We start from the raw sequence: 25,242 nt of genomic DNA, 5'->3' as shown, positions 1-25,242 counted from the left end.
AAAGTGTATTTAATAAAGGCCCTTCGACAAGCTCAGGATGACAATTCGTATTATGATACACGCTTATGAAGAATCACGAAAATCTATCATTTCTCTACTAAAACCTGCTTAGGTTCCGTTTTTAAAACGTTTACAAACGAATCCAAAATTGCTTTTACTTCTGGCCTACAACTACCACAACCCATTCCGGCACCAGTTAACTGGCAGAGCTGCAAATGATCTTTACAGCCATCTTTAATTTTGTTGATCAGGTTGCCTTCGCCAACATTGTTGCAGCTACATACGGTTTTGCCAATAATGGGTTCGGTTGTTTTGCCACTCCTTAACAATTGAAGCCGTTTTTCACTCAACTCCATTTTATTTTCGATCAGGTTGCGGAACTCTAAAAACTCACTTTTATCACCGATTAATATTGCTCCAACCAATTTATCATTATGTACGATACATTTTTTATAGTAACGTTTTGCTTTGTCGATGAAAACAATTTCTTCGTAAGTGGGGTCGTTGTTCGGTATTTCGGTCACACCCAAAGAGCAGAGTTCTAAACTGTGCATTTTAAGGATATTCATGAGCAAGCTACCTTGGTAAAATTTAGCAATGTCTCCGCTAAGAAATCGCGCTACTATTTCAGCCTGTTGTTCTGCTGCTGCTGTGATGCCGTACATATGGCCTTTAAATTCAGCAATTTCACCAATGGCATAAATGTCTCTTTCGCTTGTTCTCAGGTATTCATCAACTACAACACCTCTTTTACATTCTATGCCTGCTTCTTTAATCAGTTCTGTATTCGGAACGGTGCCTATTGCGATCACCAAAGATTCGCAATCGATCAATAGACCACTTTTTAAACGGATACCTGAAATGCTTTTTTCTCCAATAATCCGGTCTACTTCATCATTGTAAAAAATCTCAATGCCTTTGCTGAGCAGTTCTTCATGGAGTAATTGACTACCTAATGCATCCAACTGGCGACCCATTAATCTCGATATCCGCTGGATAATGGTCACTTTTGATCCTGTTTCGGCCAAAGATGTAGCCAATTCGATCCCCAATAAACCGCCACCAACAATTACTACTTTTCCATTTGTGGTATCCACGTGTTTTTTAAAACTGTCGGCATCATTACGGCTTCGCATGGTAAATATGCCGTTTAGTTTCGGGATGTCTTTAAGCACAAAAGCCCTGCTTCCGGTGGCCAGGAGCAGGACGTCGTAATGGTGGCTTTCTCCGTTACTATCGATAACGGTTTTACTCTCTTTGTTGATCTTTTCGATACCTAGTCCACGGTGCAGTTTAATTCTATAATCGGTTTCCTCGCTATCGCTCATTTTAATGAGGCTATGCCAGGGTAAAGTGCCAATAATATAATCGGGGAGAAGTACCCTGTTGTAAAAAGGAAAATTCTCTTTACTAAAGATATCAATATCATCTTCTGTGTTTAAGGCCCTGTAACTTTTAACAAAACCACATGCACCAGCCCCCGCACCAATAACAATAATCTTTTGCCGGACTTTTTGATGTAATTTTACTTCTACGGCGCTAAATTTAAAATCGGGTTCTTTGCTTTGTGGGTCAACCAGGTTATTGGTGAGGTTATTCACCCGGTTTAGATCACTATTTAAGATTTTGCCCCAGTGCATGGGCATAAAAACCACTCCGGGTTTAATATCTTCCGAAAATTTTGCTTTTACACGAACATTTCCACGTAAACTTGAAATTTCGACGATATCATTATTCTTAATGCTCCGAGCTTCCGCATCAACCGGGTTGATTTCTAAAAAAGATTCGCTAATGTGTTGGTTCAGTTTATTTACCTTGCCTGTTTTGCTTCGGGTATGCCATTGATCCCTGATTCTTCCTGTGGTTAAAATCAGCGGATGTTCTGGTGTTAAAGCTTCCGATTGGTTCCGATCATCAAATGATAAAATATTCGCTTTTTTATCTGGCGTGTAAAATTGATGATCGGTAAATAATCTAGCTGTTCCAAGCGCTTTTTCCGCTTTTGGATATGGCCATTGAACGGCTCTTTTTTCTCTTAAAATCTCATAATTAAGTCCACTGATATCAATGTTAGTTCCTTCGGTTAGGGCTGCATGCTCATTGTATATTTCGCCTGCACTTTTAAAATCGAAGCCGTGATAACCCATTTTTTTTGCAAACCGGCAGATAATTTCTGAATCTGCTAAGGCTTCTCCAGGCGCATCTGTTACTTTGCTGAGGTAAGAAATATAACGGCCGGCATTGGTCATGGTACCTTCTTTTTCTACCCAGGCGGCTGCAGGTAATACCACATCAGCATATTTTAAGGTTTCTACGGTATTGCTAATATCCTGAACAACCACAAATTTTGCTTTTTTTAATCCTTCTTCGGCTGTACGAACATCAGGAAGACTGATTAAAGGATTGGTGCATAAAATCCATACTGCTTTGAGTTTTCCGGTATTCAGCTCATCGAACATTTCTGTTGCGGTTAAGCCCGGTTTAGATTGAATGGTTCCCAATGGGATCTGCCAAAATTTTTCAACCTCATTCCGGTGATTTTCGTTAGCTAAAACACGGTGTGCAGGCAATAAATTGCTTAAGCCGCCAACTTCTCGTCCGCCCATGGCATTTGGCTGTCCGGTAAGTGAAAATGGTCCGCTTCCAGGTTTACCGATATGGCCGGTAATGAGGTTTAAGTTGATTAACGAAAGGTTTTTATTGGTGCCTACTACACTTTGGTTAAGCCCCATAGTCCACATGCTGATAAAACCTTTTGCATTCCCAATGTAAGATGCCGCTAAACGAATATCATATTCTGTTACACCGCAAGTTGCTGCCGCTTCTGCTAAAGAGGTTGAGAAAACAGTAGAACGGTATTTTTCATAACCATTGGTGCTGTTGATGATAAAATCAGCATCGATTTTTCCATCTTCAATTAAACATCTGCCAATGGCGTGGTGAAGGGTAATATCGGTGCCTGGATTGAGCTGCAGATGGACATTGGCGAGCGAGCAGGTTTGTGTTTTTCGCGGGTCGCTTACAATGATCTTTAGGTCAGGATTTTTTTGCTTTGCGGCTTCAACCCGGCGCCACAGGATAGGATGGCACCATGCCGGGTTTGCGCCTGCAACAAAAATACAATCGGCAATTTCAATATCATCGTAACTAATAGGCACGGTATCTTCACCTAAGCTCATTTTATAACCAACAACCGCACTGCTCATACATAAGCGGCTGTTGGTATCGATATTATTGCTACCGATAAATCCTTTAATTAATTTATTTACTACGTAATATTCTTCTGTTAAACACTGTCCGCTGGCATAAAAAGCCACGCTATCAGGGCCATATTTTTTAATAAGCGCTTTGAAAACAGCTGCTGTTCTTTCTAGTGCGGTATCCCAACTTACTCTTTGGAGGGGCATATTTTTGTTATAGCGCATTTCGGGATAAAGCAGCCTGTCGCTTTTGTCATTCGCTGTGTAATGAAGATTCATGCCTTTACTGCACAACATGCCTTTGTTTACAGGGTGGTTTTTGTCTCCTTCAACCGTTATCCGCTCATGGATATCTTTGTGTACCACAATGCCACAGCCTACACCGCAATAGCAGCAGGTAGTTGTTTTATTTTGCGATATGTTTTTTTCTTCTTTCAAATGATCGGTTCGTAAGGTAGGTTTTGTTGACGTTGTTTATTTGCTGGGGGTAAGCACCAGGTCTTCTATTTCAGCTGCTTTTTGTGCCATAATGGTTCTGAAAATGAATACTGCAATGCCAATTCCTAGAATGATAAAACCGAGAAAAGTAAATGCGCTGGTGTAATCGATCAGGTCTTTTTGAACATTATGTCCGTTTTCGATTATATTTTTAGTAAAGTGACCAGCTTTAGCTTTAAACATAAAGGCAATAAGCATAGCGCCAATATTTCCGCCCGCACCTACAATGCCTGCTACACTGCCAACTGCAAGCGGATTGATGAAAGGAACTAAGCTGTATGTTGCTCCATTGGCCATTTTTAAACTTAAACCGAATACAAACATCATAAAAATGGCCATCCCGATATTGCCCGATTTTGCGAACCAGATTAAGCCGATTCCCTCTATCAATAGCAGTAAGGCAAGCAAAAGTGTTTTGCCATCAAATCCCCATGTTTTGCCAATTTTATCGGCAACAATGCCACCTAATGGTCTGGCAAAAACATTGATCCAGCCAAAAATACCTGCAACCATTCCGGCTATGGCGATTGTTGCACCGAATGAATCAGTAAAAAATATTGGTGCAAAGTTATCTACGGTAATTTCTACACCAAAACAGGCCGCGTAAGCAATGGTTAAAATCCAGGTGCGGTAATCCTTTGCGGCGATTAAAAATGTGTTTTTGGTGCTTTTTATGTTTTCGTCTTTTAAATCCTTAAAATCTCCCTGTGGGGTATCTAAAGTATAACGATGGTATAAAAATGCACATACTAAAAGCATTACACCAGGGAAAATCATAGCATAACGCCAGCTGTCTTCGGTACTACAAAAGCCTAAAGCAGTAAAGCCCGATGCGATTAAAGGCATGAATAGATTGGCGGCACCACCACCTGCATTGCCAAAACCACCTGCTGTTGCATTTGCTGTTCCTTTAATGTTTGAGGCAAACATAATGGAAGTGTGAAATTGGGTAATTACAAATGATGCGCCGATTATGCCAATAGCTAAGCGGAAAAGCAAAAATGAAGTATAAGAATGGCTGGTTCCGATTAAGAGGACCGGAATGGCGCAAAGCACCAAAAGCCAGGTGTAAATGAGTTTGGGGCCAAATTTATCAATCAATCTTCCGATAAGCAAACGGGCAATAATAGTAGCTGATACTGAAGCAATTTGGATATTTCCTACCTGATCTTTAGTGAGGTGAAGTTGCTCTCTGGCTATCTTCATTAAAGGTGCCATGCCAAACCAGGCAAAAAAGCAAAAGAAGAAAGTTAGCCAGGTGATGTGAAAGGTTTTCATTTGAACACCTTTGAGCGAAAATATATTTAATTTATCTAGCGGTTTGGTAATAGAGTTTAGTGTCATAACGGTCTGTTTAAGCGTAAATAAATAAATGGTTTCTTTTAAAATTTATAGCCTAAACCTACGCCGACGTTCCATTCGCCATTTTTGACTGCGGTTTTAGGGTTGTAGTATAGCGGTACCTGTAAGGCCACATGGCGAAATGCCGTTGTTAAGCCAAAACCAAGGTTAGGAGTGAGGGCTGCATTTTTTGGCGCTCCGGCAGCCACTTTATCTTCCTTGATTCTTAAACTGGGTAACAATCCCAATAAAACGGTGTAAGGTTTTTTGCTGAATTTGATACTGGGCCCTGTACAGTTTATAAAAGCACCATGATCAACATATCCGGCAACGATAGTACCATCGAATAAAACGGCTTTAGTTTGCGATTTAGCAGAAAAAAAGAACAAGGTAAGTGCAAGGCAGCCTGTTATGGCTACAGAATTAGAAATTTTCATGTCGGTTTGGTTTGGGTTAAATTTTTTAATCAGAAAAGTTTAAATCTTACTAGGTCAGGTTAAGATTTTGGTGTTGTACCAATGTAAACAGTTCCGTTTTCTATCTTTACAGGATAGGTTTTTATTGCGCACTCATCGCCACTTAAACATTCGCCAGTGCTCAATGAGAATGTTTTTTTGTGGAAAGGGCAGGCTACCTTAGGTTCATCGGTAGTAGAGCCAATCATTCCGCGGCTTAATGCCATCTGCTTTTTATGCGGGCATTCATTTTGAGTGGCATACCACTCATTTCTTCTGGTGAAATAGAAAAGTGCAATCTGATCTTCACCATGTTTTACGCATACGCCACCATTCTCAATGGCATCCTCGACTCGGCAGGCTGCTAGCCAATTTGATTGTTCATTCATAATTTGAGGTTTTATAAGCTTTGTAAAGATTATTGATTAAACTGTTTTCCATTCGGCGGTTCTTTTTTGTCCACGCATTTCAACAAATTCTATAGTTGGATCTTTGTCTTCAGGTGCATTTACAAAATGAGAGAAGCGTTTTCTGATCGCAGGGTTTTCAACTGCTTCTTTCCATTCGCATTTATATGAGGCGATTAACTTCTCAATTTCATTTTCCCATTGGGTTGCCATTCCTAAACTATCGTTGATAATTACATTCCGCAGGTAATCTATTCCGCCTTCCATTTTGTTGAGCCAGGTTGCAGTTCTGGTAAGCGGATCGGCAGTGCGGATGTAAAACATCAAAAATCTATCGATGTATTTAATGCAGGTTTCACTATCTAAGTCTGTTGCCAGTAAAAGGGCGTGTTGCGGTTTGCTTCCACCATTTCCGCATACATATAAATTCCAGCCTTTTTCGGTGGCAATAATGCCAAAATCTTTACTTTGGGCTTCTGCACATTCTCTTATACAGCCGCTTACTGCCGATTTGAATTTATGTGGTGCACGGATGCCTCTGTATCTTTCTTCAATTTGGATAGCGAAACTTACGCTGTCATGTAAGCCGAATCTGCACCAGGTGCTACCAACGCAGCTTTTAACGGTTCTTAAGCCCTTGCCGTAAGCATGTCCGCTTTCAAAACCTGCCGCAATTAATTCTTCCCAGATGATAGGAAGGTCGTTAAGGTGTGCACCGAACATATCTATACGCTGACCTCCCGTGATTTTAGTGTACAGGTTGTATTTTTTAGCTACTTCGCCAATTACAATCAATTTGTCGGGTGTAATTTCGCCGCCCGGAACCCTCGGTACTACAGAATATGAGCCACCTTTTTGAATGTTGGCCAGAAAACGGTCGTTACTATCTTGGGCTACATCATTTCCTTTTTTAAGGATCATTTCATTCCAAAGGCTGGCTAGGAGTGATGATACTAATGGTTTACATACCTCACAGCCATCGTTTTTACCTAGCGCATCCAGTACTTCATCATAACTTTTTAATTCGTGGATATGAATAAGGTCGAAAAGTTCCTGCCTGCTGTAGTTGAAATGCTCGCAAATTACATTTTTGATATATTTGCCTTGCGATTTTAAGGTATAGGTCATTAAATCTTTTACCATTGGCAAGCAGCCACCACAACCTGTGCCTGCTTTGGTACATTTTTTCAGGTCATCGATGTTTTCGCAAGAGCCATCGGCGACTGCCGAGCAGATATCGCCCTTGCTAACGCCTTCACAGCTACAGATCAGTGCACTGTCTGGTAAACCTGTAATTCCAGCCCCGCTTGCTGGTTCGCTTCCACCACGTGCGCCCAGTATCAGTTCCTCAGGGTTTTCTGGCAATACAATCCGGTTATTAGAGGTCTGCAACAGCAGGTTATATGCTGTTGCATCTCCAATTAATATACCTCCTAAAAGGTATTGCCCGTCATTACTAACATTTATTCTTTTATAAACCCCTTTGTGTTTGTTTTCGAAGATAATTGTACGGCAATCGGGTTCGGTAATAAAATTATCACCAAAACTGGCCACATCGATGCCAATTAGTTTGAGTTTGGTGCTCATATCAAATCCTGTGAAAGCTTTATCACCTTCGCAAAGGTTTGCGGCTAATACTTCGGCCATTTCGTAACCTGGTGCAATTAAACCATAAATCATTCCATCGTATAAAGCGCATTCGCCGATGGCAAAAACAGCTGGATCATTGGTCTGCATTTTTTGATCAACAACAATACCACCGCGTGGACCAACCTCAATGCCACAGGCCTTTGCCAGTTCATCACGTGGTTTTATACCAGCAGAGATGACCAGCATATCAACATCTAAAACAGTATCGTCACTAAACTTTAATGCCGTAATAGAGCCATCGCCTTCAATGCTTGTCGTGTTTTTATTTAAGTGGATCTGCAAGCCTAAATCTGTGAGCTTCGATTTAAGCATATCACTACCAGCGGCATCAATTTGCCTAGGCATTAAGCGAGGTGCAAATTCAATGATACTCGTTTTTTCGATGCCCAGATCAATTAATGCCTTAGCCGCTTCGAGCCCTAATAAACCACCTCCAATAACTGAAGCTGTTCGGGCCTTTTTTGCATAGCTACTAATCAGGTCAAGATCTTCTATTGTACGGTAAACAAAAACACCTTCTTTCTCAGTTCCAGGGATATTGGGCACAAAAGCACCAGAACCCGTAGCAAAAACAAGAATATCGTAGCTATAATCTAAACCATTAGCTGTATATACTTTTTGCTGTTCGCGATCTATTTTGGTAACCGGGTTATTGAGAAATAGGGTAATATTTTGTTCCTGATACCAGTTTTCTGTAGAAAGAGAGAGGTCTTCGGCTGTTTTGCCATTAAAATATTCACTTAAATGCACACGATCGTAAGCTCTTCGGGTTCTTCTCCAAAAACAATAAGATTAAAAGAAGAAGTTTTTGATCTAAGCTTTTCGCAGAATTTATATCCCACCATTCCATTTCCTATTACGATTATTTGTGGTTCTTTCATAAATCTTAAAGGTGTTTAGTGATTTTAGTTTCTTTTGGTTGTTTTTTATTTTTGATTATTTGTTTTGGTGTGTTTTTATATTAAATAATCGTTTTAAAAATTAATAATTTAATAATTATATGATTTTTGATAGTCAAATATATGGTTTAATTATATTAAAAGTTTATTTTGTGTGATTTTTATCATAAAATATTTAATTTTTTAATAAATTTTCATCACTTTTATACTTAAATAGTTAAATCATTAAAATTATGAATCAAAAAACTGCTGATTTTGGACTTTTTATAATGGGTGGAGGTCCTGGAGATCCGGAATTGATCACTATGAAGGCTTTTAATGTGTTAAAAAGAGCTGATGTTGTTCTTTATGATAACTTAAGTAATGAAAAATTACTAGAAATTGCTCCTAAAACATGTAAAATGATCTATGTTGGTAAGCAACCCTACGGAAAATACACGCCACAAGAGAAAATAAATGAATTAATTGTCGAAAATGCCCAAAATTATCAGGTTGTTGTACGTTTAAAGGGAGGAGATCCTTTTATTTTTGGTAGAGGATTCGAAGAATTGATTTATGCGGAGGCTAGAGGGATTAAATGCCATTACATTCCAGGTATCAGCAGTGTGCAGGGTGCAGGTTTTATAGATGTGCCTTTAACGCACCGTGGAATTAGTGAGAGTGTTTGGATACTTACCGGGACCAAGAAGGACGGAAGTTTAACTAACGATCTAAAATGCGCCATGAAAAGTTCGGCTACAGTTGTTATATATATGGGTATGAAAAAAGTTGGCGAAATCTCTAAAGCTTATTGCGATGCGGGTTTAGGTGATATGCCTGCGGCAATTATTCAACATGCTACCTTACCCAACCAAAAACAAGTGGTATGTTCGGTGAAAAGTTTACAGGAATCTGCAGAACAAGCGGAATTAACATATCCGGCTATTATTATTATAGGGAATGTGGTGCAGGCTAAAGCTTATGCGAACTTAAATCAAGGAGAACTTTTATCAGCATAGTGAATAGGGAGGTAGCCAGAAGTCTGGAATATAAGATTGATTATTTTAAAAAAACAACCTTTATGTTTTTTGTGCCTTAGTGGTTAAATAATGGAGGATTTAACTTCCACTTAAAATAAAAAAGCCCGCAAGGTTTAACTTGCAGGCCAATTTAATATGGGTAGATTAATTTAAGGTCAGTTCGATTACCGGGATTTCGAAGTCGGGTTTTTTCTTTGGTAATTTTAATACCAGTGTGTTTCCAGTTGATTTTTGGGTATCAATCTGTATTTCGGAGTTATCGTGTAAAAACTGCGCATATTTCGCCTTATCTTTATACCCATCCAGCGTAATGTAGCCCGTATTTGGATATTCGAACAAATGCATATATAGTTTTTTAGTATCGTTATTGTAAGTGAGTTTTACTCCTTCAGGCGCTTTAAATTCGGTTGGCGCGAAAGTGCAGTGGTAAATAGATTTTGAATTGGCGTGCATCCAAAGGCCTAGGCTATCTAAAGCAATGTTTGCCCTGTTATCAAACTCACCACGCGCTGTAGGCCCAACATTTAATAATAAATTGCCTCCATTGGCTACCGAAGTAATCAACAGATCTAATAACTTCCTGTTGCTTTTCCAGGTATTTTCATCACGGTGATATCCCCATGAGCCTGAAAATGTTTGGCAGGTTTCCCAAACTTTACCGCGGTATTTTTCTAATTCTTTCGGACTAACCTGTTCTGGTGTTTCGAAATCTGTACCATCTTCATAATCATTAAGATCTAGGCGGTTATCTACAATAATTTGTGGCTGCAGTTTTCTAATCTGTTTAAGCAATTCTACCGAACCCCAATCATCACGGCCTTTACCATGTTTGCCAGGATATGAAAAATCGGCCCAAAGAATGTCGATTTTGCCGTATTTGGTAAGTAGTTCGGTTACCTGATCGTATAAGTACTTACGGTATTTGGCTATATCTCTGTTTTTGTTCAATGCCGCATACTGATCCTCATCGTCTTTATCAGGTCTTAAAGGATGGTACCTATCAACAGGAAAATCGGGGTGGTGCCAATCAATCAGCGAATAGTAGAAGCCTACTTTTATACCCTCGGCACGGAAAGCCTCAACGAATTCTTTAACCAAATCTCTTTTGGCCTGTGTATTTGTTGCTTTATAGTCAGTGTATTTGCTGTCAAATAAAGTAAAACCTTCATGGTGTTTGGTCGTTAACACTGCATATTTCATGCCTGCTTCTTTAGCTTCTCTGGCCCATTTTTTAGGGTTAAATAAATCCGGATTAAACTGATCAAAGTATTTTTGATAGTTTTCGTTGGTAATGTGTTCGTAATTTCTTACCCACTCGTGGCGGGCTGGCAATGCATACAGGCCCCAGTGGATAAACATGCCAAAGCGGGCATCCGTCCACCATTCCATTCTTTTGGTTTTTTGGGCGGCAGTTTCATTACCCAAGCGTTTTTGAGCATAGCCAGGTAAAATTAGGCTTAACATCAATAAAGCTGATAAAATTGTTTTTTTCATTGTGTGGTTTCTTTTGGTTAGTGATTAAAAGGCTAATTTAGGGAGGTGCAGGCTTTTAAAATGATCGGATATGAGCAAAATATTAAGCCAAATTGGTTTGTGTTTTAATAGATAAGGTTGAGGTTCTTAAAACTTTGAAGATGGTATTCTTGTTTAATTGGCAGTGTTGTGAAACTTAATTTGATAAAAGAAACGATGAAAACTCAAAAAACACCTGCCAAGCAAAACAAACAACCAGGGATAGAGGTGAAGATGAATCCAAGACCTGAAGTAATTAAAGCAGACTATAAAGGAGCGGCGAAACTAAATGATAAGGTTGCACTGATTACCGGTGGAGATAGTGGTATTGGTCGTTCGGTAGCGGTTCATTTTGCAAGGGAGGGTGCCAATGTAGCTATTGTTTATCTGGATGAGGATATTGATGCAAAAGAAACCCAGAAAATGGTTGAAACTGAAGGGAAACAATGTTTATTGATTAAAGGGGATGTTAAAAAGTCTTCATTTTGCAGAAAAGCAGTAGAAACAACGGTTAAAAAGTTTGGAAAGATCAATATTTTGGTAAATAATGCCGGCATGCAGGTGCCGCAGAAAGATCCAAAAAAGATCGACGATAAACAGCTGGAAGATACCTTCCGTACAAATATATTTGGCTATTTTTACTTTGCACATGAGGTATTGGAGTATTTTCATGCAGGCGATACCATTATCAATACCACCTCGGTAACGGCTTATCGTTCTTCGCCAAATCTAATCGATTACTCTTCAACAAAAGGAGCAATAACTTCTTTTACGCGTTCGCTCGCTACAAATTTAGCCAAAACAGGTATCCGGGTTAATGCCGTGGCACCCGGACCCGTGTGGACACCACTCATTGTATCTACTTTTGATGAAAAAAAGATTAAATCATTTGGGTCTGAAACGGCCATGGAAAGGGCAGGCCAGCCCTCAGAACTTGGGCCATCTTATGTGTTCCTGGCTTCAGATGATGCATCATTTATAACAGGGCAGGTAATCCATGTAAATGGTGGGGAAGTGGTAAACGGTTAATTTTCTTTGCCTTTAATCATATTTAAACCATTTCTACGGCGTCAGATCCATTTACTTTTGTAAGTATTGTGGTTCATCTTTATTTAAATAATGAAATTGACGCTTTATAACATTTCGCTATCGTCTTTGTCATATGCATTCGGATCTTTATCCAGCTCTCCTATGTCAGATTCGTTATAATTTTCGGTTTCCGTTTCTTCTTCCTCTTCGTTTTCTTCATCATCAGGGCCTTCAATTTCCTTATTTAATTGAGTACCCGTGCCATCTTCAAAATGCACTTCATCCTCGGTATATCCCTCATTATCTTTTTGTTCTGCAGCCCCTCCACCGGCATTTCCTTGTGAGCGGTTAATCTGAAACTGCTCAATGTTCTGGATCTCTTTTTGTGGTTGATTGTTCTCTTGATTTTCCATGGCGTGCGTTTTAATATAAAACAGCTTGAGCATGATTAAGTTTAAATAACATTGTAATTCTTATACTAAAAATATTAAACATTTCGAAAGACCTGGCGAGGGTAGATTGAAGCTATGGTCTTGTTCTTTTTTGTTGCGATAACCAGGTAACTATCCTGGAGGATAGCACTATCCTTTGGTATAGTAATAGCTTTTTGATACTTCATATCTATAGTTTTGTGAGACAAAAAAAAGCAAAAAATGAAAATATTACATTTAATATCAAGCCCTAGGGGCGAAGCATCTTTCAGCGTTAAATTGGGAAATGCAATTGTAGAAAAATTACAGGCGGCTAATCCGGGGAGTACGGTAACTACGAATAACCTTACCAATACACCATTTCCACACTTAGAAGAGGTACACATCAATTCTTTCTTTACCCCGCTCGAAAACCATACGCCCGAACTGGCCGAAGCAGTAAAACACTCGGACCAAGCCATTACTGAGCTAAAAAATGCCGATGCCATTGTAATTGGGGTGCCTATGTACAACTTTGGGCTTCCTTCTGCTTTAAAAGCGTGGATTGATCACATAGCACGTGCTGGCCAAACATTTAGCTATTCAGAAAATGGCCCAGTGGGATTGATAAAAGGTAAAAAAGTTTATCTGGCCATTTCATCAGGCGGTGTATATTCTGACGGACCAATGAAAGCCTACGATTTTACCGAATCTTATCTGAGATCGGTATTGGGCTTTTTAGGGATGATAGATGTAACCGCCTATAGGGTAGAAGGTTTAAGTATACCCAACCTGAAAGATGTGGCATTAAATAATGCTGTTGAAAGTATAATACTATAGCATCTTTTTTAGTGCCTGATTTCGTCATTGCGGAGAGAAGAACGATGAAGCAATCTTTCACATAGTCCTGCTATAAAGATTGCTTCATTCAATGAAAAATTGGCTTCGCAATGACGATTTCCTTTAGTTAAGTAAATATTTATCTACTCTATTCATAAAATCGTTCAGATCGAAAGGTTTATTGATAAAATCCTCCGCATCACATTTAGCCTTAACTGCATTCAAGTGGTTATTGGCCGACATCATCATTACCGGAATATCGTGTGTTTTAATGTTTCGCTTTAGTGTATTACAGATATCAAGGCCATTTCCATCAGGCAACATAATATCAAGAATTACCATATCAGGCAGGTGTTTGCTCATCTGAAACCAAAAATCGTTTGTATTTGGACAGGTCCTTACTTCGTAAAGTTCTTCGATTAATAAAAATTCTATGATTTCTCTAATCCACGGATTGTCTTCTACTACATAGATGCACTTTTTCATAAGCTCAAATTTGTTATATAGATAACTAACCTAGCTATCAGATGTTTAAGATAGTTATACACAATATTAGCGTTATTAACTTTCTAGTGGCACATGTCATGCGTTTCTATAATTTTTGCGCCGGCTAAAAAAAATATAAAAATAAATTTTGATACTAATTTTTTTAGTATAGATTTGCTTTTGGAGAGACAGGATACAGGAAATATTGCAGAGATGATTCCATGTATTTAATTGAAGATTTTAAACAAAAAGCTTCTAGCTTGGTTTGTTTGCTGATATATTTATTTTTTCTATGACCGTTACCGTTTTAGCCATATTCGAAACAGATTTTAGACCAGACCTTTCATTAGGTAAAATTATGAATGAAAGATTGAGGATTGCTGCTGCAGATTTGCAGGATATTCATTTACAGCATTTACATGCCATTGGGCAACGTAGTGATGATTTGGTGGTTTATATCAGTTATAACCCCAAATACAAAATTAGATGGCGTGTAGTTAACGATGTGCCAGAAGAAGTAGAAAACTTTGTAGCGCAAACTTGTGGCAATTTAGGTTACATTCACTGGAAAACGGCATCAATAAATGTTTTTAAAGGAAATGAGTAATTGTACTCAAAGTTTTCGTCATCCTGAATTTATTTCAGGATCTATCTAGCCAGTAAGATGCTGAACTAAATTCAGCATGACGGATCGTTCTGATAATCAATAAAACAAAAAACGAGATGCTGTTTAACATCTCGTTTTTTGTTATCATTAGCCTGATCCGATAGTTATCGAAGATGCTGAAATAAATTCAGCATGACGATCATTCATGTAATATATAATAGGTAGGCGTTTATTAAACTAAAAACCCTCCGCCCAATAAATCATTTCCTTCGTAAAATACAGCCGATTGGCCAGGAGCAATTGCCGAAACATTATGATCGAACACTACACGCATTTTATCTTTTTCCTGAACAATTGTACTTAACATACCTGCGTCTTTATAACGGATTTTGGTAATTACATCATTCATTGGTTCTTCAATGCTTGCGTATTTTATCAGGTTAATGTTGCGTACCATGGCTTCACGGCGCTCAAGCTCGTCGGCTTTACCCAAAACTACCGTATTACTTTCAGGCAGTATTTGCGTTACAAACATAGGCTCGCCAAAGGCTACGCCTAAACCTTTACGCTGACCGATGGTATAAAAGGGGTAACCTTTATGTTGTCCAACAACCATTCCATTGCTTAAAATGAAATTTCCGCCGGCCACTCTTTCTTCTAAATCTTCTACTTTATGTTTTAAAAAAGCCCTGTAATCGTTATCAGGTACGAAACAGATTTCATAACTCTCCGATTTTTTTGCCAGTTCTTCCTGCCCCATATCCAAAGCCATCTGTCTGATTTCAGATTTTGCAAAACTGCCTAATGGGAATTTAGTACGCGAAAGGTTCTCTTGCGAAACACCCCACAGTACATAAGATTGATCTTTATTTTCGTCTTTTCCTTTCGAAATTACGTAGCGGCCGCTGTCTTGCTGACGGATATTGGCGTAATGCCCAGTTGCAATAAACTCGCAATCGAGTTTATTGGCGCGTTTTAAAAGTGCTTCCCATTTAATATGTGTATTGCATAAAACACATGGATTTGGCGTTCTTCCGGCAAGGTATTCGTCAACAAAATTATCGATTACGTAATCGCCAAATTCATCCCTGATATCAAGGATATAATGCGGAAAACCATAGTTTACGGCAAGTGTACGGGCATCGTTGATACTATCTAATGAGCAACAGCCAGTTTCCTTACTGCTTCCACCAGAAGTAGCATAATCCCAGGTCTTCATGGTTAATCCAATAACCTCATAACCCTGCTCATGCAACATTACAGCCGCTACCGAACTATCAACCCCGCCACTCATGGCAACCAGAATTCTACCGTGTTTACTCATCTTAAAAATATTGGATGCAAAAATAAGGTTTATTTAGCTGAAATTATTTAAAGCAAGTCAGTTACTTGTAAAAAGCGGTTACTAAATTGCTTGGCTATCTCATAGATGTGCTAATGTGGCTGAGATGCCCAATATTATTTTGAAATGAATGGTTCGGTGTTAGTGGCTGCCAGCAGCCCTGCTATCCCTTCAAGTCCTCGGCTCGTATCTCACCTCCGGGCTTTCCGTTCTATCAGGTTTACATCATAAAGTCTGTGGTGTTTGGCAACTACAAAAATCACGCATTAATCACTCAGGTTTTCGAAACTTCAGTGGAAACCGTAATAAATTGTATATTCAATCTTATTAATTGTATTTTTTATTTTACTTAAACGTTTTAGTTATATGTTTTATGCATATTTGAAGATAAATTAATACCTTAGAATTTTCAACAGAACAAGCTAAATTTTAAACTCATATGATTAAAAAAATTATCCTGCCTTGTCTTTTGCTATCGGCCCTGGTTACCTCGGCACAGCAGAACCTAGTGCAGTATGTTAAGCCCATCATTGGTACATCTAAAATGGGGCATACCTATCCTGGTGCAACAGTTCCATTTGGTTCGGTACAGCTAAGCCCCGAAACGGATACTTTATCTTACGAAGTAAACGGAAAATACAATGGCGATGTATATAAATACTGTGCAGGTTATAAATATGAGGATAAAACCATTACCGGCTTTAGTCATACCCATTTCAGCGGTACTGGCCACTCCGATCTGGGTGATTTTCTTATTATGCCTACGCAAGGTAAGTTACAATTAAACCCGGGTGTGGCTTCAAACCCAAAGGGTGGTTACCGTTCGGCCTATTCACATGCAAATGAGGTTGCAGAGGCAGGGTACTACAAGGTAAAACTGGACGACGATAACATTACGGCAGAACTCACTTCAACCACCAGGGTGGGGATGCATCAATATACTTTTCCTAAATCAGATCAATCGCACATTATTCTCGATTTAATGGCCGGTATTTACAATTACGAGGAAAAAACCGTTTGGACTTACGTGCGTGTGGTGAATGATACGTTGATTACAGGTTATCGCCAAACAAATGGCTGGGCGAGAACCAGGACCGTTTATTTTGCGATGAGTTTCTCTAAACCTTTTAAAAGCTACGGACGTAAAAGCTATGATGCTAAACAGGCTTACCGAGGTTTCTGGGGTAAGTTTAACCAGGAACAGAACTTCCCTGAAATTGCTGGCAAAAAATTGAAAATGTTTTTCGATTTCGATACCCAGGAAGGAGAGAAAATCAAGATTAAATTTGCTTTATCGCCGGTTAGCCAGGAAAATGCCTTGCAAAATATGCGGGCAGAAATTTCAGGCTGGGATTTCGAAAAAGTGAAGGCTCAGGCACAGGCTACCTGGAATAAAGAATTGAATAAAATACAGGTAACGACTTCTAATGATAATAAAATCAATTTTTACACTGCTTTATATCACGCTTTTATCAATCCAACCACCTATACTGATATTAACGGAGAATATAAAGGCTTAGATCAGGGTATACATAAAGCGGATGACTTTACCAATTACACCACTTTCTCACTCTGGGATACTTACCGGGCCTTACATCCATTCTTTAATATTACGCAGCCAAGCCGTAGTAACGATATGGTAAAATCGATGTTGGCGCATTATGATCAAAGTAGCTTGCATATGTTGCCGATCTGGTCGCACTATGCTAATGATAACTGGTGCATGAGTGGTTATCATAGTGTTTCTGTAATTTCTGATGCGATTATAAAGGGTACTTACAATGGTGATGCCAATAAAGCATTAGATGCCTGTATTGCAACAGCAAAACACCGCGATTATGAGGGAATTGGCTATTATATAGATAAAGGTTATATCCCGGCAGAAAAATCTGGAATTTCGGTTTCCAACAATTTAGAATATTCTTACGATGACTGGTCGATTGCGCAACTGGCTAAGAAATTAAACCGTATGGATGTTTACGATGAATTTATCAAACGTTCTAACAACTGGAAAAATAACTATGACAGCGCTACGGGTTTTATGCGTCCGAAATTGGCTGATGGAACCTTTAAAAAACAATTCGATCCAAAAGATACCGAAGGGCAAGGTTTTATTGAAGGTAACAGCTGGAATTACAGTTTCTTTGTGCCGCAGGATCCGACTTCGCTGATTGAAATGATGGGTGGCAAAAAGAAATTTGCAACCCGTTTAGATACTTTGTTTACCATGCATTTACCTGACGAGTTTTTTGCACACACTGAAGATATTACCCGCGAAGGTATTATTGGTGGTTATGTACACGGAAACGAGCCGGCACATCATATTGCTTATCTTTACAATTGGACAGACCAGCCATGGAAGACACAGGCGCAGATTCGCCACATCTTAAACATGCAATATAAACCAACTGCCGATGGCTTGGGTGGAAATGATGACTGCGGACAGATGAGTGCCTGGTACATGTTTTCTTCATTAGGTTTTTACCCGGTAGCACCGGGTTCTGATGTATATTCGTTAGGTAGTCCGTTGGTTAATAATGCTGTAATTAACTTAGAAAATGGTAAAACCTTTACCGTTGAGGCCATTAAACAAAGCGATAAAAATGTTTATGTAGAGAAAGTTTTATTGAACGGTAAAGAAATTACCGATCATAAAATCAAGCACGCTGATATCACAAATGGTGGAAAGCTAACTTTTTACATGAGCGCAAAACCTAAGAAATAATTTTTCTCATCCCTGTACAAATTAAACCGTCGGCTATTTTTATTTTAGTTGGCGGTTTTTTTGTTTACCCTTCGAATGTCGCCATTTCGAGCGGTGTGCAACATAGTCGAGAACCCGAAGGCGCTGCGAAGCAAAATCTACCTCGAGATAGATCTCCCCATTCCACTGCGTTCCAGTCGTAGATGATGATCATTCTATTGGAAAGTCATTCAGGGGCTGTTTTCATGCCTCAGTGGCTAAAAATACACATCAAATCTTCAAAGCAAAATCACCAAACTTCCTGCAACAATTAACCCACCACCCATTAATGTTTTAGCATCTATCGGTTCCTTTAAGATCAAAAAGGCCAAGCCCATAGCAATGGCCACACTTAATTTATCAATCGGGGCAACTTTAGAAACATTTCCCGTTTCAAGTGCTTTAAAATAGAAAATCCATGATAAACCCGTTGCCAAACCCGATAAACCTAAAAAAATAAGGTTGTTTTTGCTCAATGTTTTAATTTGAGAAATTTCTCCGCTCGCCAAAACAATGCCCCAGGCAATAAATAGAATAACAACTGTTCGTATAGCAGTTGCTATATTTCCATTAACGCCTTTTAGTCCAACTTTGGCTAAAATAGCCGTTGCAGCTGCAAACAGGGCAGAGAGTATTGCGTAAAATTTCCACATAATCTATTTTGCTTAATCTTTATTTATAAACATACTCATAGTAAATAAAATATTCAATTCTGTAGTTGGATGGAACACGATAATTAAAATAAATTTTGATTACCAGCTTATATATCGTAATATTGCGATATAAAATTATGGGACTTACCAAAACAGAAATCTTCACTGAAGAACAGAACCAGATGGCTGCATTATTAAAAGCGATGGCTCATCCTGCGCGGATTGCGATTCTTCAGCGTATTCTTAAATCGAATACCTGTATCTGTGGCGATTTGGTTGAGGAGCTCGGCTTAGCTCAGGCAACCATTTCTCAGCATTTAAAAGAACTTAAAAACGCGGGTATTATACAAGGTACTATAGAGGGGGTGAGTATTTGCTATTGTATAGAACCTAAAACCTGGAAATTATTACAAACACAGTTGGGCCATTTCTTTGCCTCTTATAAAGGCGAGCAAAACTGCTGTTAAAATTTTTTATTTAAATCAATCGTTAAATTGCAATATTATGATTAATACATCTTCAACCGTATGGAGCAGCTTTAAGGCTGATCTTCAGCAACATCCAGAATTGGTGTTACAGTTTCAATATGCTCCAGGCAAATGGGTAAATGCCAATTATCACATTACCGAAATTAAACAGGCGCCGATTGTTTCGGTAGATTGCGGAGGGGTGATGAATGCCTGGACAGAGATTATCCTGCAGTTATGGGAACCTACCGAACAAGAAGCGGGTAGGGCCATGCAGGTGAAAAAAGCACTATCCATTATCAATCTGGTAGAAAACAAACTCCCTTTAAATCCCAATGGAATTGTGAAAATTGAATTCGGTAATTCAGTGTTTGATACGAGACAGATGTTTCCAGGTGAATTTAAAATTGACGGGGAGAACCTGATTTTGGATCTAACACCCGATGCTACCCAATGTAAAGCGATTAACCGTGGCGGAAGCTGTGGCACTACCGAAACAGGTGAAGAATGCTGTGCATCTGCCCGGCCCGAAAAAACAAAAGTAAAACTGGTTAATCTGGCAGTTGGACAGAATAGTTGTAGCCCTGAAAGTGGCTGTTGTTAATCATTTAAAAATTATAAAAATGAAAAATGTATTGGTGTTATGCACCGGAAATAGTTGCAGAAGTCAACTGGCAGAAGGTTATTTGAAACATTTCGCCCAAAACACGGCCAAAATTTACAGTGCTGGTATCGAAGTTCATGGCGTTAATCCAAGGGCGATAAAAGTAATGGCAGAAGATGGGATCGATATTTCAGGTCAAACCTCTAACAATATCGAGGAGTATTTCGATGTACCTTTCGATTATGTGATTACCGTTTGCGACCACGCGAAAGAAAGTTGCCCATATTTTCCAACGCAGGCTATAAAACTGCACCATAACTTTCCTGATCCTGCAAAAGCTGCGGGTACCGATGAAGAAATCATGATCGAATTTAGAAATACAAGAGATCTGGTGAAGGTTTACATGGAAGATTTTGTGAACAAAAACTTAAAAGGTTAATATGTCAGCAAATGTTTGTGCACCGGCAGCTCAAAGAAAACATCTAAGCTTTTTAGATCGTTATTTAACGCTGTGGATTTTCTTGGCCATGTTATTTGGTATTGGATTGGGCTTTTTGTTCCCTTCATCAGCGGCATTCATCAATTCATTTTCGAGCGGGAGTACAAACATTCCTCTGGCCATCGGATTGATCCTGATGATGTATCCGCCTTTAGCAAAAGTTAAATACCAGAATTTAGGCGAAGTATTTAAAAATGTAAAAATATTAAGTACTTCGCTCGTTTTAAATTGGATCATCGGCCCAATCCTGATGTTTTTCCTGGCTATTGCATTTTTACATGATTATCCTGAATACATGGTCGGCTTAATTATGATCGGCCTCGCCAGGTGTATTGCCATGGTGGTGGTATGGAATGAGCTTGCCGATGGAAACCGAGAGTATGCCGCTGGTTTAATTGCCCTGAACAGTATTTTTCAGGTATTGCTTTACAGTGTATTTGCCTATTTTTTTATTACGGTTTTACCACCCGTTTTTGGTTTAAAAGGCCTTTCTGTATCAATTTCCATTGCAGAAATTGCAAAAAGCGTAGGGATTTATCTTGGAATTCCGTTTGTACTCGGCATTTTAAGTCAAAAAGTACTGATCAAGTGGAAAGGCGAAGAATGGTTTCATTCCACTTTTGTACCGATGATTTCTCCTATAACCTTAATTGCTTTGTTATTTACCATTGTAGTGATGTTCAGTTTGAAAGGAGAATTAATGGTACAGATTCCGATGGACGTATTGCGAATTGCATTACCCTTGGTGATTTATTTCGTGATCATGTTTGTGATCAGTTTTTTTGCGGGCAGATATTTCGGTGCAGATTATGGCAAAAGTACCGCTATTGCGTTTACGGCAACTGGTAATAACTTCGAATTGGCTATTGCTGTGGCAATAGGTGTGTTCGGTATCCATTCAGGGCAGGCATTCGCTGGTGTAATCGGTCCATTGGTTGAAGTACCAGCATTAATTGCACTGGTTAACCTGGCGCAATGGTTTAGAAGGAGATATTTTAAAGTGTAGATCAGTAGAAAATTCGTCATTGCAAGGCACGAAGCAATCTTAAAGCACACGCTGGTAGCGATCGTTGTAAGATTGCTTCGTCGGCTGAAAAAGCCTTCTCGCAATGATGACCATCTTGGATACTATGCGCCTACCTCATCAAAATTGGTGGCAGTTGCCAGATATTTCCAATTGGCCATATCCCTTTGTACATCCGCAATTTTTCCATCCGCCACCTGATAAGCATCAGGGCCTAAGAATAAATGAAGCGGTGGGTTTTCACTTTTCGAAGCTTCAATAATCACCTCAACTGCTTTGGCCGGATCACCTGGCTGTTGGTTATTGATGTCGTTTTGGTGCACTGCTTGCGAGTCGCGTACTTCTTTATAAGCATCAATCGGGTTACTCGGTACCACCAATGAACCTTCTGTAAGAAATGCTGTCCTAAAATAACCTGGTTCTACAACAGTTGCTTTGATTCCCATCGATTTTACTTCAGCCGCCAATGATTCGGTAAAGCCAACCACCGCAAATTTAGTAGCGCAATAAATTCCGAAACCAGGGAAGTTGCCTGAAAAGCCACCGATTGAAGAAATATTGAAAATGTGCCCTGATTGTTGTTTCCGTAATTGAGGAAGTATCTTTCTGATTACATTTAATGAACCAAAAACGTTCACATCGAAATTTTGACGAGATTCTTTATCGCTTAATTCTTCTAAAGCACCCAGCATGCCATAGCCAGCATTGTTTACCACAATATCTAACTGACCAAATTTGCTGATCGTTTGACTAACTGCGGCCTCTACACTGCTTTCATCGATCAGATCAACCGCTAGCGGTAAAAAGTTTTCGTGTTCGCCAACTGCGTTTATTAAATCGTTTAGGTTTCTTGAAGTTGCAGCAACGTTAACACCGTTGTTTAATAATGTTTTTACTAATGTTAGTCCCAGGCCTTTTGATGCACCTGTTACAAACCATACTTTTTGATTTTCCATAATGTTTTTGTCTATTAAATTAATTTTCGTCGAAATCTGTTGAAATCGTAATGGCTTTCCAGTCTCTAAATTCCTTCTGTAGCGATTCTAACTTGTTGTTTGCTCTCTGAAAAGCGTCGTTCCCTAAAAGTAAATGAAGGGGCGGATTAGGCATACTTGCCAGTGAGATCATAGCAGCAGCAGCTTTTTCGGGGTCGCCGATCTGCTGACCGTCCATCTTTAGGTATTTGCTGTGTATTGCCCGTACTTCTTCGTATTCGGCAATTGGATTGGCTGCCAAAATTAGCGAATCAGCGGTCAAGAAACTGGTTCTGAATGCGCCAGGAGCCACAACAGTTACTTTTATGCCAAATTCTTTTAGGTCTTCTGCTGATACTTCAGATAATGCAATCACAGCTGATTTTGCCGCTGCATATACTGCCCAGCCAGTTGCGCCTGCAATACCTGCAATTGATGCAATGTTGATGATATGACCTGCTCGTTGTGCCCTTAAATAAGGTGAAGCTTTTCTGATGACATTCAATGTTCCGAAAACGTTAACATCAAAACTGTTGCGGGTTTCTACATCGCTAAGTTCTTCGATACTGCCTCCAATTCCGTAACCTGCATTATTGATGACTACATCGATTCTTTCGAATTTAGTTATAGTCGTCTTTATCGCATCCTCGACGCTTTGTTCGTTGGCCAGATTAACAGCCAGAGGAAGGAATTTTACGCTATCATTATTTACTGCTTTTTTAAGTTCATTGATATTTCTTGATGTGGCCGCAACATATTGGCCAGCATTTAGTAACTGATGAACTAAACTTAATCCTAAGCCCTTTGAAGCTCCGGTAATAAACCAAACTTTTTTCTTGCCCATAGTTTTTTCTTTTTGTTAAGACAAAATTACGGCGCAGATGAATTCGATTTATTACGTTAATCAAACTGATGATTACGAAATTCAAACAATTCGGTAAGAAGTAGGGGTGTGGTTGGTCAGTTTTTTAAAAAAGTTATTAAAATGAGTAGACTCTTCAAAACCGAGGCAATAACCTATTTCTGATATATTCCAGTCGGTATGCTTGAGTAAAGCCTTAGCTTCGCTTAATAAACGCTCAGTAATATAATGTGTAGTGGTTTTGCCAGTGGTTTCTTTAATTGCACGGTTTAAGTGATTTACATGTACCGAAAGTTGAGCAGCATAATCTTTTGCTGAGCGCATGGTAAACCTTTGGGTAGTGGTTTCGATTGGGAACTGCCGCTCCAGTAATTCTGTAAAAACAGAAGTAATCCTGGTATTGGCATCAGTATGTTTGAATAAATTTTCTGACGGCTCTGTTTTTAGTGCAAAATGTGTGATTTCTGTAATGTAATTGCGGAGCAGATCGTATTTATAGATGTAGTCGGTATTAATTTCCTCAAACATTTTTGAAAAAATAGCTTCTATTTGCTTATCCTGTTGTTCATTCAAAATGTATGCAGGTTTTCCTCCATGGGTAAACATTGGCAAATCGCTAATGTTTCCGCGGATCTTTCCGGTAAAAAAGCTTCTGTAAAAATACAGAAATAACCCGTCACCTCACTTTGTTTGCCGCTAGCCAGTTCCCAGGTATAAGGTACAAGCGGATTGAAAAAGATTAAAGCTGTACCGTTAATCTCAATACTCTTGTCTGCATAATGGTAAACGTTATGGCCGCGGGTAAGGCAGATTTTGTAATAATCTCTGCGGTTATAACTCATTGGTTTATGATCATCCCTTAAACAATCTTCCAGTTTAAAAACGTTAAAATGGCCTACACCATTCTGCAGGTTATCTGGCAAGAACTTGAATTTGTTCTGGTAAAAATCTTCAATGGTTTCTGGCTTGTTCATGAATCAAAGTTACAAAATTCAAACGTAAATTAAATTACTGTAATTAAAAGGAGATTTCGATGATAAAAATATTTGTGTTAAATATACCGATTGGTATATATTTGTATCGTCAATTTAAAAGAACATGACCAAGGCAGAAAAAACGAGAAATTTCATTGTAGAGAAAACCGCACCCATTTTTAATATGAAGGGTTATGCGGGTACCTCTTTAAATGATATTACTGCTGCTACGGGTTTAACCAAAGGCAGTATTTACGGCAACTTCGCCAATAAAGATGAAGTGGCACTGGCGGCTTTTGATTATAACCTGAAAAATGTTTCATCGAGGATAGATGCTGAAATGAACAAACAAGTCAGCGTAAAGGATAAGCTTTTGGTATACATCAATATTTACCAAAAATTTATCGACGGTTCGGTAGCAGAAGGAGGTTGCCCTGTTTTAAATACTGCAGTTGATGCTGATGACACCCATCCGGAACTGCGGGAAAAAGTTTTGAAAGCAGTTTTAGGCTGGAAAAATAAAATCGCTAAACTGGTTGAAACAGGTATTTCTGCCAAAGAAATCAATGCAGAACACAATCCAGAACAGGTTGCACTAAGTATTATTGCGATAATAGAGGGTGCAATTATGATTTCGAGGCTTACCGCAAAACCTGCACACTGGAATTTGATTATGGATTCGTTAAAAAAATATATCAATAGTCTCGGCTAAAAAATTTTAAACAAAAATATACCGATTGGTATTTT

General features: G+C 39.0%; 24 protein-coding genes. 10 read left to right on the top strand and 14 right to left on the bottom strand.

The genetic code is table 11. The features are described from left to right. Positions 1-86 precede the first annotated feature (86 nt). Genes H9N25_RS09940 through nirB form a run of 5 tightly spaced genes read right to left on the bottom strand, consistent with a single transcriptional unit; the run spans position 87 to position 8,301 of the window. The gene (locus H9N25_RS09940; RefSeq protein WP_223833695.1) at positions 87-3,638 is read right to left on the bottom strand and encodes a molybdopterin-dependent oxidoreductase; all 3,552 of its coding nucleotides are present in this window, start codon (positions 3,636-3,638) and stop codon (positions 87-89) included. A 36-nt stretch (positions 3,639-3,674) separates the two neighbouring features. Beyond that, a complete protein-coding gene (locus H9N25_RS09935; RefSeq protein ID WP_190328763.1) occupies positions 3,675-5,042 on the bottom strand; it encodes an MFS transporter in 1,368 nt (455 codons plus the stop codon). A gap of 38 nt (positions 5,043-5,080) precedes the next feature. Beyond that, the gene (locus tag H9N25_RS09930; RefSeq protein ID WP_223833694.1) at positions 5,081-5,476 is read right to left on the bottom strand and encodes a hypothetical protein; all 396 of its coding nucleotides are present in this window, start codon (positions 5,474-5,476) and stop codon (positions 5,081-5,083) included. 59 nt (positions 5,477-5,535) lie between these two features. Then, positions 5,536-5,883: a nitrite reductase small subunit NirD gene (nirD, locus tag H9N25_RS09925; RefSeq protein WP_029276048.1), complete on the bottom strand. Its 348-nt coding sequence runs from the start codon at positions 5,881-5,883 to the stop codon at positions 5,536-5,538. Between the two features lie 36 nt (positions 5,884-5,919). Further along, positions 5,920-8,301, bottom strand: coding sequence for a nitrite reductase large subunit NirB (gene nirB, locus H9N25_RS09920; protein ID WP_223833693.1), 2,382 nt, complete (start codon positions 8,299-8,301; stop codon positions 5,920-5,922). A gap of 382 nt (positions 8,302-8,683) precedes the next feature. On the opposite strand from nirB, the gene cobA reads away from it, so the two are divergent. Beyond that, positions 8,684-9,448 carry a uroporphyrinogen-III C-methyltransferase gene (gene cobA / locus H9N25_RS09915; protein WP_190328762.1) on the top strand — a complete coding sequence of 255 codons (765 nt, stop codon included), beginning with the start codon at positions 8,684-8,686 and terminating at the stop codon, positions 9,446-9,448. Between the two features lie 165 nt (positions 9,449-9,613). Here the strand turns inward: cobA and H9N25_RS09910 are convergent, their stop codons facing one another. After that, positions 9,614-10,963, bottom strand: coding sequence for an alpha-L-fucosidase (locus H9N25_RS09910; RefSeq protein ID WP_169502257.1), 1,350 nt, complete (start codon positions 10,961-10,963; stop codon positions 9,614-9,616). Between the two features lie 195 nt (positions 10,964-11,158). On the opposite strand from H9N25_RS09910, the gene H9N25_RS09905 reads away from it, so the two are divergent. Further along, positions 11,159-12,010, top strand: coding sequence for an SDR family oxidoreductase (locus tag H9N25_RS09905; RefSeq protein WP_190328761.1), 852 nt, complete (start codon positions 11,159-11,161; stop codon positions 12,008-12,010). A 104-nt stretch (positions 12,011-12,114) separates the two neighbouring features. On the opposite strand, the gene H9N25_RS09900 is transcribed toward H9N25_RS09905, so the two are convergent. Beyond that, on the bottom strand, positions 12,115-12,423 hold the full coding sequence (locus H9N25_RS09900; protein ID WP_190328760.1) for a hypothetical protein: 309 nt from the start codon (positions 12,421-12,423) through the stop codon (positions 12,115-12,117). Between the two features lie 240 nt (positions 12,424-12,663). Between H9N25_RS09900 and H9N25_RS09895 the strand changes: the two genes are divergently transcribed. Continuing rightward, positions 12,664-13,260 carry an FMN-dependent NADH-azoreductase gene (locus tag H9N25_RS09895; RefSeq protein ID WP_169502255.1) on the top strand — a complete coding sequence of 199 codons (597 nt, stop codon included), beginning with the start codon at positions 12,664-12,666 and terminating at the stop codon, positions 13,258-13,260. A gap of 123 nt (positions 13,261-13,383) precedes the next feature. Here the strand turns inward: H9N25_RS09895 and H9N25_RS09890 are convergent, their stop codons facing one another. Then, positions 13,384-13,746 (bottom strand): response regulator transcription factor, encoded by a 363-nt coding sequence (locus H9N25_RS09890; protein WP_190328759.1) that lies wholly within the window; start codon positions 13,744-13,746, stop codon positions 13,384-13,386. A 292-nt stretch (positions 13,747-14,038) separates the two neighbouring features. On the opposite strand from H9N25_RS09890, the gene H9N25_RS09885 reads away from it, so the two are divergent. Further along, positions 14,039-14,353 (top strand): hypothetical protein, encoded by a 315-nt coding sequence (locus tag H9N25_RS09885; protein WP_169502254.1) that lies wholly within the window; start codon positions 14,039-14,041, stop codon positions 14,351-14,353. A 232-nt stretch (positions 14,354-14,585) separates the two neighbouring features. Here the strand turns inward: H9N25_RS09885 and mnmA are convergent, their stop codons facing one another. Beyond that, entirely contained in the window at positions 14,586-15,677 is a 1,092-nt protein-coding gene (mnmA, locus tag H9N25_RS09880) for a tRNA 2-thiouridine(34) synthase MnmA (RefSeq protein ID WP_167294543.1), read from the bottom strand. A 457-nt stretch (positions 15,678-16,134) separates the two neighbouring features. Between mnmA and H9N25_RS09875 the strand changes: the two genes are divergently transcribed. Then, a complete protein-coding gene (locus tag H9N25_RS09875) occupies positions 16,135-18,420 on the top strand; it encodes a GH92 family glycosyl hydrolase (protein WP_190328758.1) in 2,286 nt (761 codons plus the stop codon). 257 nt (positions 18,421-18,677) lie between these two features. On the opposite strand, the gene H9N25_RS09870 is transcribed toward H9N25_RS09875, so the two are convergent. Further along, a complete protein-coding gene (locus H9N25_RS09870; protein WP_190328757.1) occupies positions 18,678-19,091 on the bottom strand; it encodes an EamA family transporter in 414 nt (137 codons plus the stop codon). 137 nt (positions 19,092-19,228) lie between these two features. Here H9N25_RS09870 and H9N25_RS09865 point away from each other — a divergent pair, with 137 nt between their 5' ends. Genes H9N25_RS09865 through arsB form a run of 4 tightly spaced genes read left to right on the top strand, consistent with a single transcriptional unit; the run spans position 19,229 to position 21,667 of the window. Next, on the top strand, positions 19,229-19,558 hold the full coding sequence (locus H9N25_RS09865) for an ArsR/SmtB family transcription factor (protein WP_167294540.1): 330 nt from the start codon (positions 19,229-19,231) through the stop codon (positions 19,556-19,558). Between the two features lie 37 nt (positions 19,559-19,595). After that, positions 19,596-20,162 carry a DUF6428 family protein gene (locus H9N25_RS09860; RefSeq protein WP_190328756.1) on the top strand — a complete coding sequence of 189 codons (567 nt, stop codon included), beginning with the start codon at positions 19,596-19,598 and terminating at the stop codon, positions 20,160-20,162. Positions 20,163-20,181: 19 nt separating this feature from the next. Next, positions 20,182-20,601 (top strand): arsenate reductase ArsC, encoded by a 420-nt coding sequence (locus H9N25_RS09855; RefSeq protein ID WP_190328755.1) that lies wholly within the window; start codon positions 20,182-20,184, stop codon positions 20,599-20,601. Position 20,602: 1 nt separating this feature from the next. Then, positions 20,603-21,667, top strand: a complete 1,065-nt coding sequence (arsB, locus tag H9N25_RS09850) for an ACR3 family arsenite efflux transporter (RefSeq protein WP_190328754.1) — start codon at positions 20,603-20,605, stop codon at positions 21,665-21,667. A gap of 122 nt (positions 21,668-21,789) precedes the next feature. Here the strand turns inward: arsB and H9N25_RS09845 are convergent, their stop codons facing one another. From H9N25_RS09845 to H9N25_RS24550, 4 genes are all read right to left on the bottom strand, one after another. Beyond that, a complete protein-coding gene (locus H9N25_RS09845) occupies positions 21,790-22,641 on the bottom strand; it encodes an SDR family oxidoreductase (RefSeq protein ID WP_190328753.1) in 852 nt (283 codons plus the stop codon). 19 nt (positions 22,642-22,660) lie between these two features. After that, complete coding sequence (locus H9N25_RS09840) at positions 22,661-23,503, bottom strand: SDR family NAD(P)-dependent oxidoreductase (protein ID WP_190328752.1); 843 nt, start codon at positions 23,501-23,503, stop codon at positions 22,661-22,663. Positions 23,504-23,584: 81 nt separating this feature from the next. Beyond that, positions 23,585-24,094 (bottom strand): helix-turn-helix domain-containing protein, encoded by a 510-nt coding sequence (locus H9N25_RS24555; protein WP_223833692.1) that lies wholly within the window; start codon positions 24,092-24,094, stop codon positions 23,585-23,587. Further along, positions 24,091-24,495, bottom strand: coding sequence for a hypothetical protein (locus H9N25_RS24550; RefSeq protein ID WP_223833691.1), 405 nt, complete (start codon positions 24,493-24,495; stop codon positions 24,091-24,093). The genes H9N25_RS24555 and H9N25_RS24550 overlap by 4 nt, the downstream gene beginning before the upstream one ends. A 124-nt stretch (positions 24,496-24,619) precedes the next feature. On the opposite strand from H9N25_RS24550, the gene H9N25_RS09830 reads away from it, so the two are divergent. After that, positions 24,620-25,207, top strand: coding sequence for a TetR/AcrR family transcriptional regulator (locus H9N25_RS09830; protein WP_190328751.1), 588 nt, complete (start codon positions 24,620-24,622; stop codon positions 25,205-25,207). Positions 25,208-25,242 lie beyond the last annotated feature (35 nt).

This window comes from Pedobacter riviphilus, assembly GCF_014692875.1.
Classification (GTDB): Bacteria; Bacteroidota; Bacteroidia; order Sphingobacteriales; family Sphingobacteriaceae; genus Pedobacter; species Pedobacter riviphilus.
The sequence above is the reverse complement of the archived record's forward strand: the minus strand, read 5'-3'. Positions and strand labels throughout refer to the sequence as shown.

Coding starts and splice junctions, on each gene's coding strand:
- H9N25_RS24550 (WP_223833691.1), bottom strand. CDS start 24,495: ATGAACAAGCCAGAAACCATTGAAGATTTTTACCAGAACAAATTCAAG.
- H9N25_RS09855 (WP_190328755.1), top strand. CDS start 20,182: ATGAAAAATGTATTGGTGTTATGCACCGGAAATAGTTGCAGAAGTCAA.
- H9N25_RS09840 (WP_190328752.1), bottom strand. CDS start 23,503: ATGGGCAAGAAAAAAGTTTGGTTTATTACCGGAGCTTCAAAGGGCTTA.
- H9N25_RS09905 (WP_190328761.1), top strand. CDS start 11,159: ATGAAAACTCAAAAAACACCTGCCAAGCAAAACAAACAACCAGGGATA.
- H9N25_RS09885 (WP_169502254.1), top strand. CDS start 14,039: ATGACCGTTACCGTTTTAGCCATATTCGAAACAGATTTTAGACCAGAC.
- H9N25_RS09845 (WP_190328753.1), bottom strand. CDS start 22,641: ATGGAAAATCAAAAAGTATGGTTTGTAACAGGTGCATCAAAAGGCCTG.
- H9N25_RS09895 (WP_169502255.1), top strand. CDS start 12,664: ATGAAAATATTACATTTAATATCAAGCCCTAGGGGCGAAGCATCTTTC.
- H9N25_RS09890 (WP_190328759.1), bottom strand. CDS start 13,746: ATGAAAAAGTGCATCTATGTAGTAGAAGACAATCCGTGGATTAGAGAA.
- cobA (WP_190328762.1), top strand. CDS start 8,684: ATGAATCAAAAAACTGCTGATTTTGGACTTTTTATAATGGGTGGAGGT.
- nirD (WP_029276048.1), bottom strand. CDS start 5,883: ATGAATGAACAATCAAATTGGCTAGCAGCCTGCCGAGTCGAGGATGCC.
- H9N25_RS09865 (WP_167294540.1), top strand. CDS start 19,229: ATGGGACTTACCAAAACAGAAATCTTCACTGAAGAACAGAACCAGATG.
- H9N25_RS09875 (WP_190328758.1), top strand. CDS start 16,135: ATGATTAAAAAAATTATCCTGCCTTGTCTTTTGCTATCGGCCCTGGTT.
- H9N25_RS09930 (WP_223833694.1), bottom strand. CDS start 5,476: ATGAAAATTTCTAATTCTGTAGCCATAACAGGCTGCCTTGCACTTACC.
- H9N25_RS09860 (WP_190328756.1), top strand. CDS start 19,596: ATGATTAATACATCTTCAACCGTATGGAGCAGCTTTAAGGCTGATCTT.
- H9N25_RS09900 (WP_190328760.1), bottom strand. CDS start 12,423: ATGGAAAATCAAGAGAACAATCAACCACAAAAAGAGATCCAGAACATT.
- arsB (WP_190328754.1), top strand. CDS start 20,603: ATGTCAGCAAATGTTTGTGCACCGGCAGCTCAAAGAAAACATCTAAGC.
- mnmA (WP_167294543.1), bottom strand. CDS start 15,677: ATGAGTAAACACGGTAGAATTCTGGTTGCCATGAGTGGCGGGGTTGAT.
- H9N25_RS09870 (WP_190328757.1), bottom strand. CDS start 19,091: ATGTGGAAATTTTACGCAATACTCTCTGCCCTGTTTGCAGCTGCAACG.
- H9N25_RS09935 (WP_190328763.1), bottom strand. CDS start 5,042: ATGACACTAAACTCTATTACCAAACCGCTAGATAAATTAAATATATTT.
- H9N25_RS09830 (WP_190328751.1), top strand. CDS start 24,620: ATGACCAAGGCAGAAAAAACGAGAAATTTCATTGTAGAGAAAACCGCA.
- H9N25_RS09910 (WP_169502257.1), bottom strand. CDS start 10,963: ATGAAAAAAACAATTTTATCAGCTTTATTGATGTTAAGCCTAATTTTA.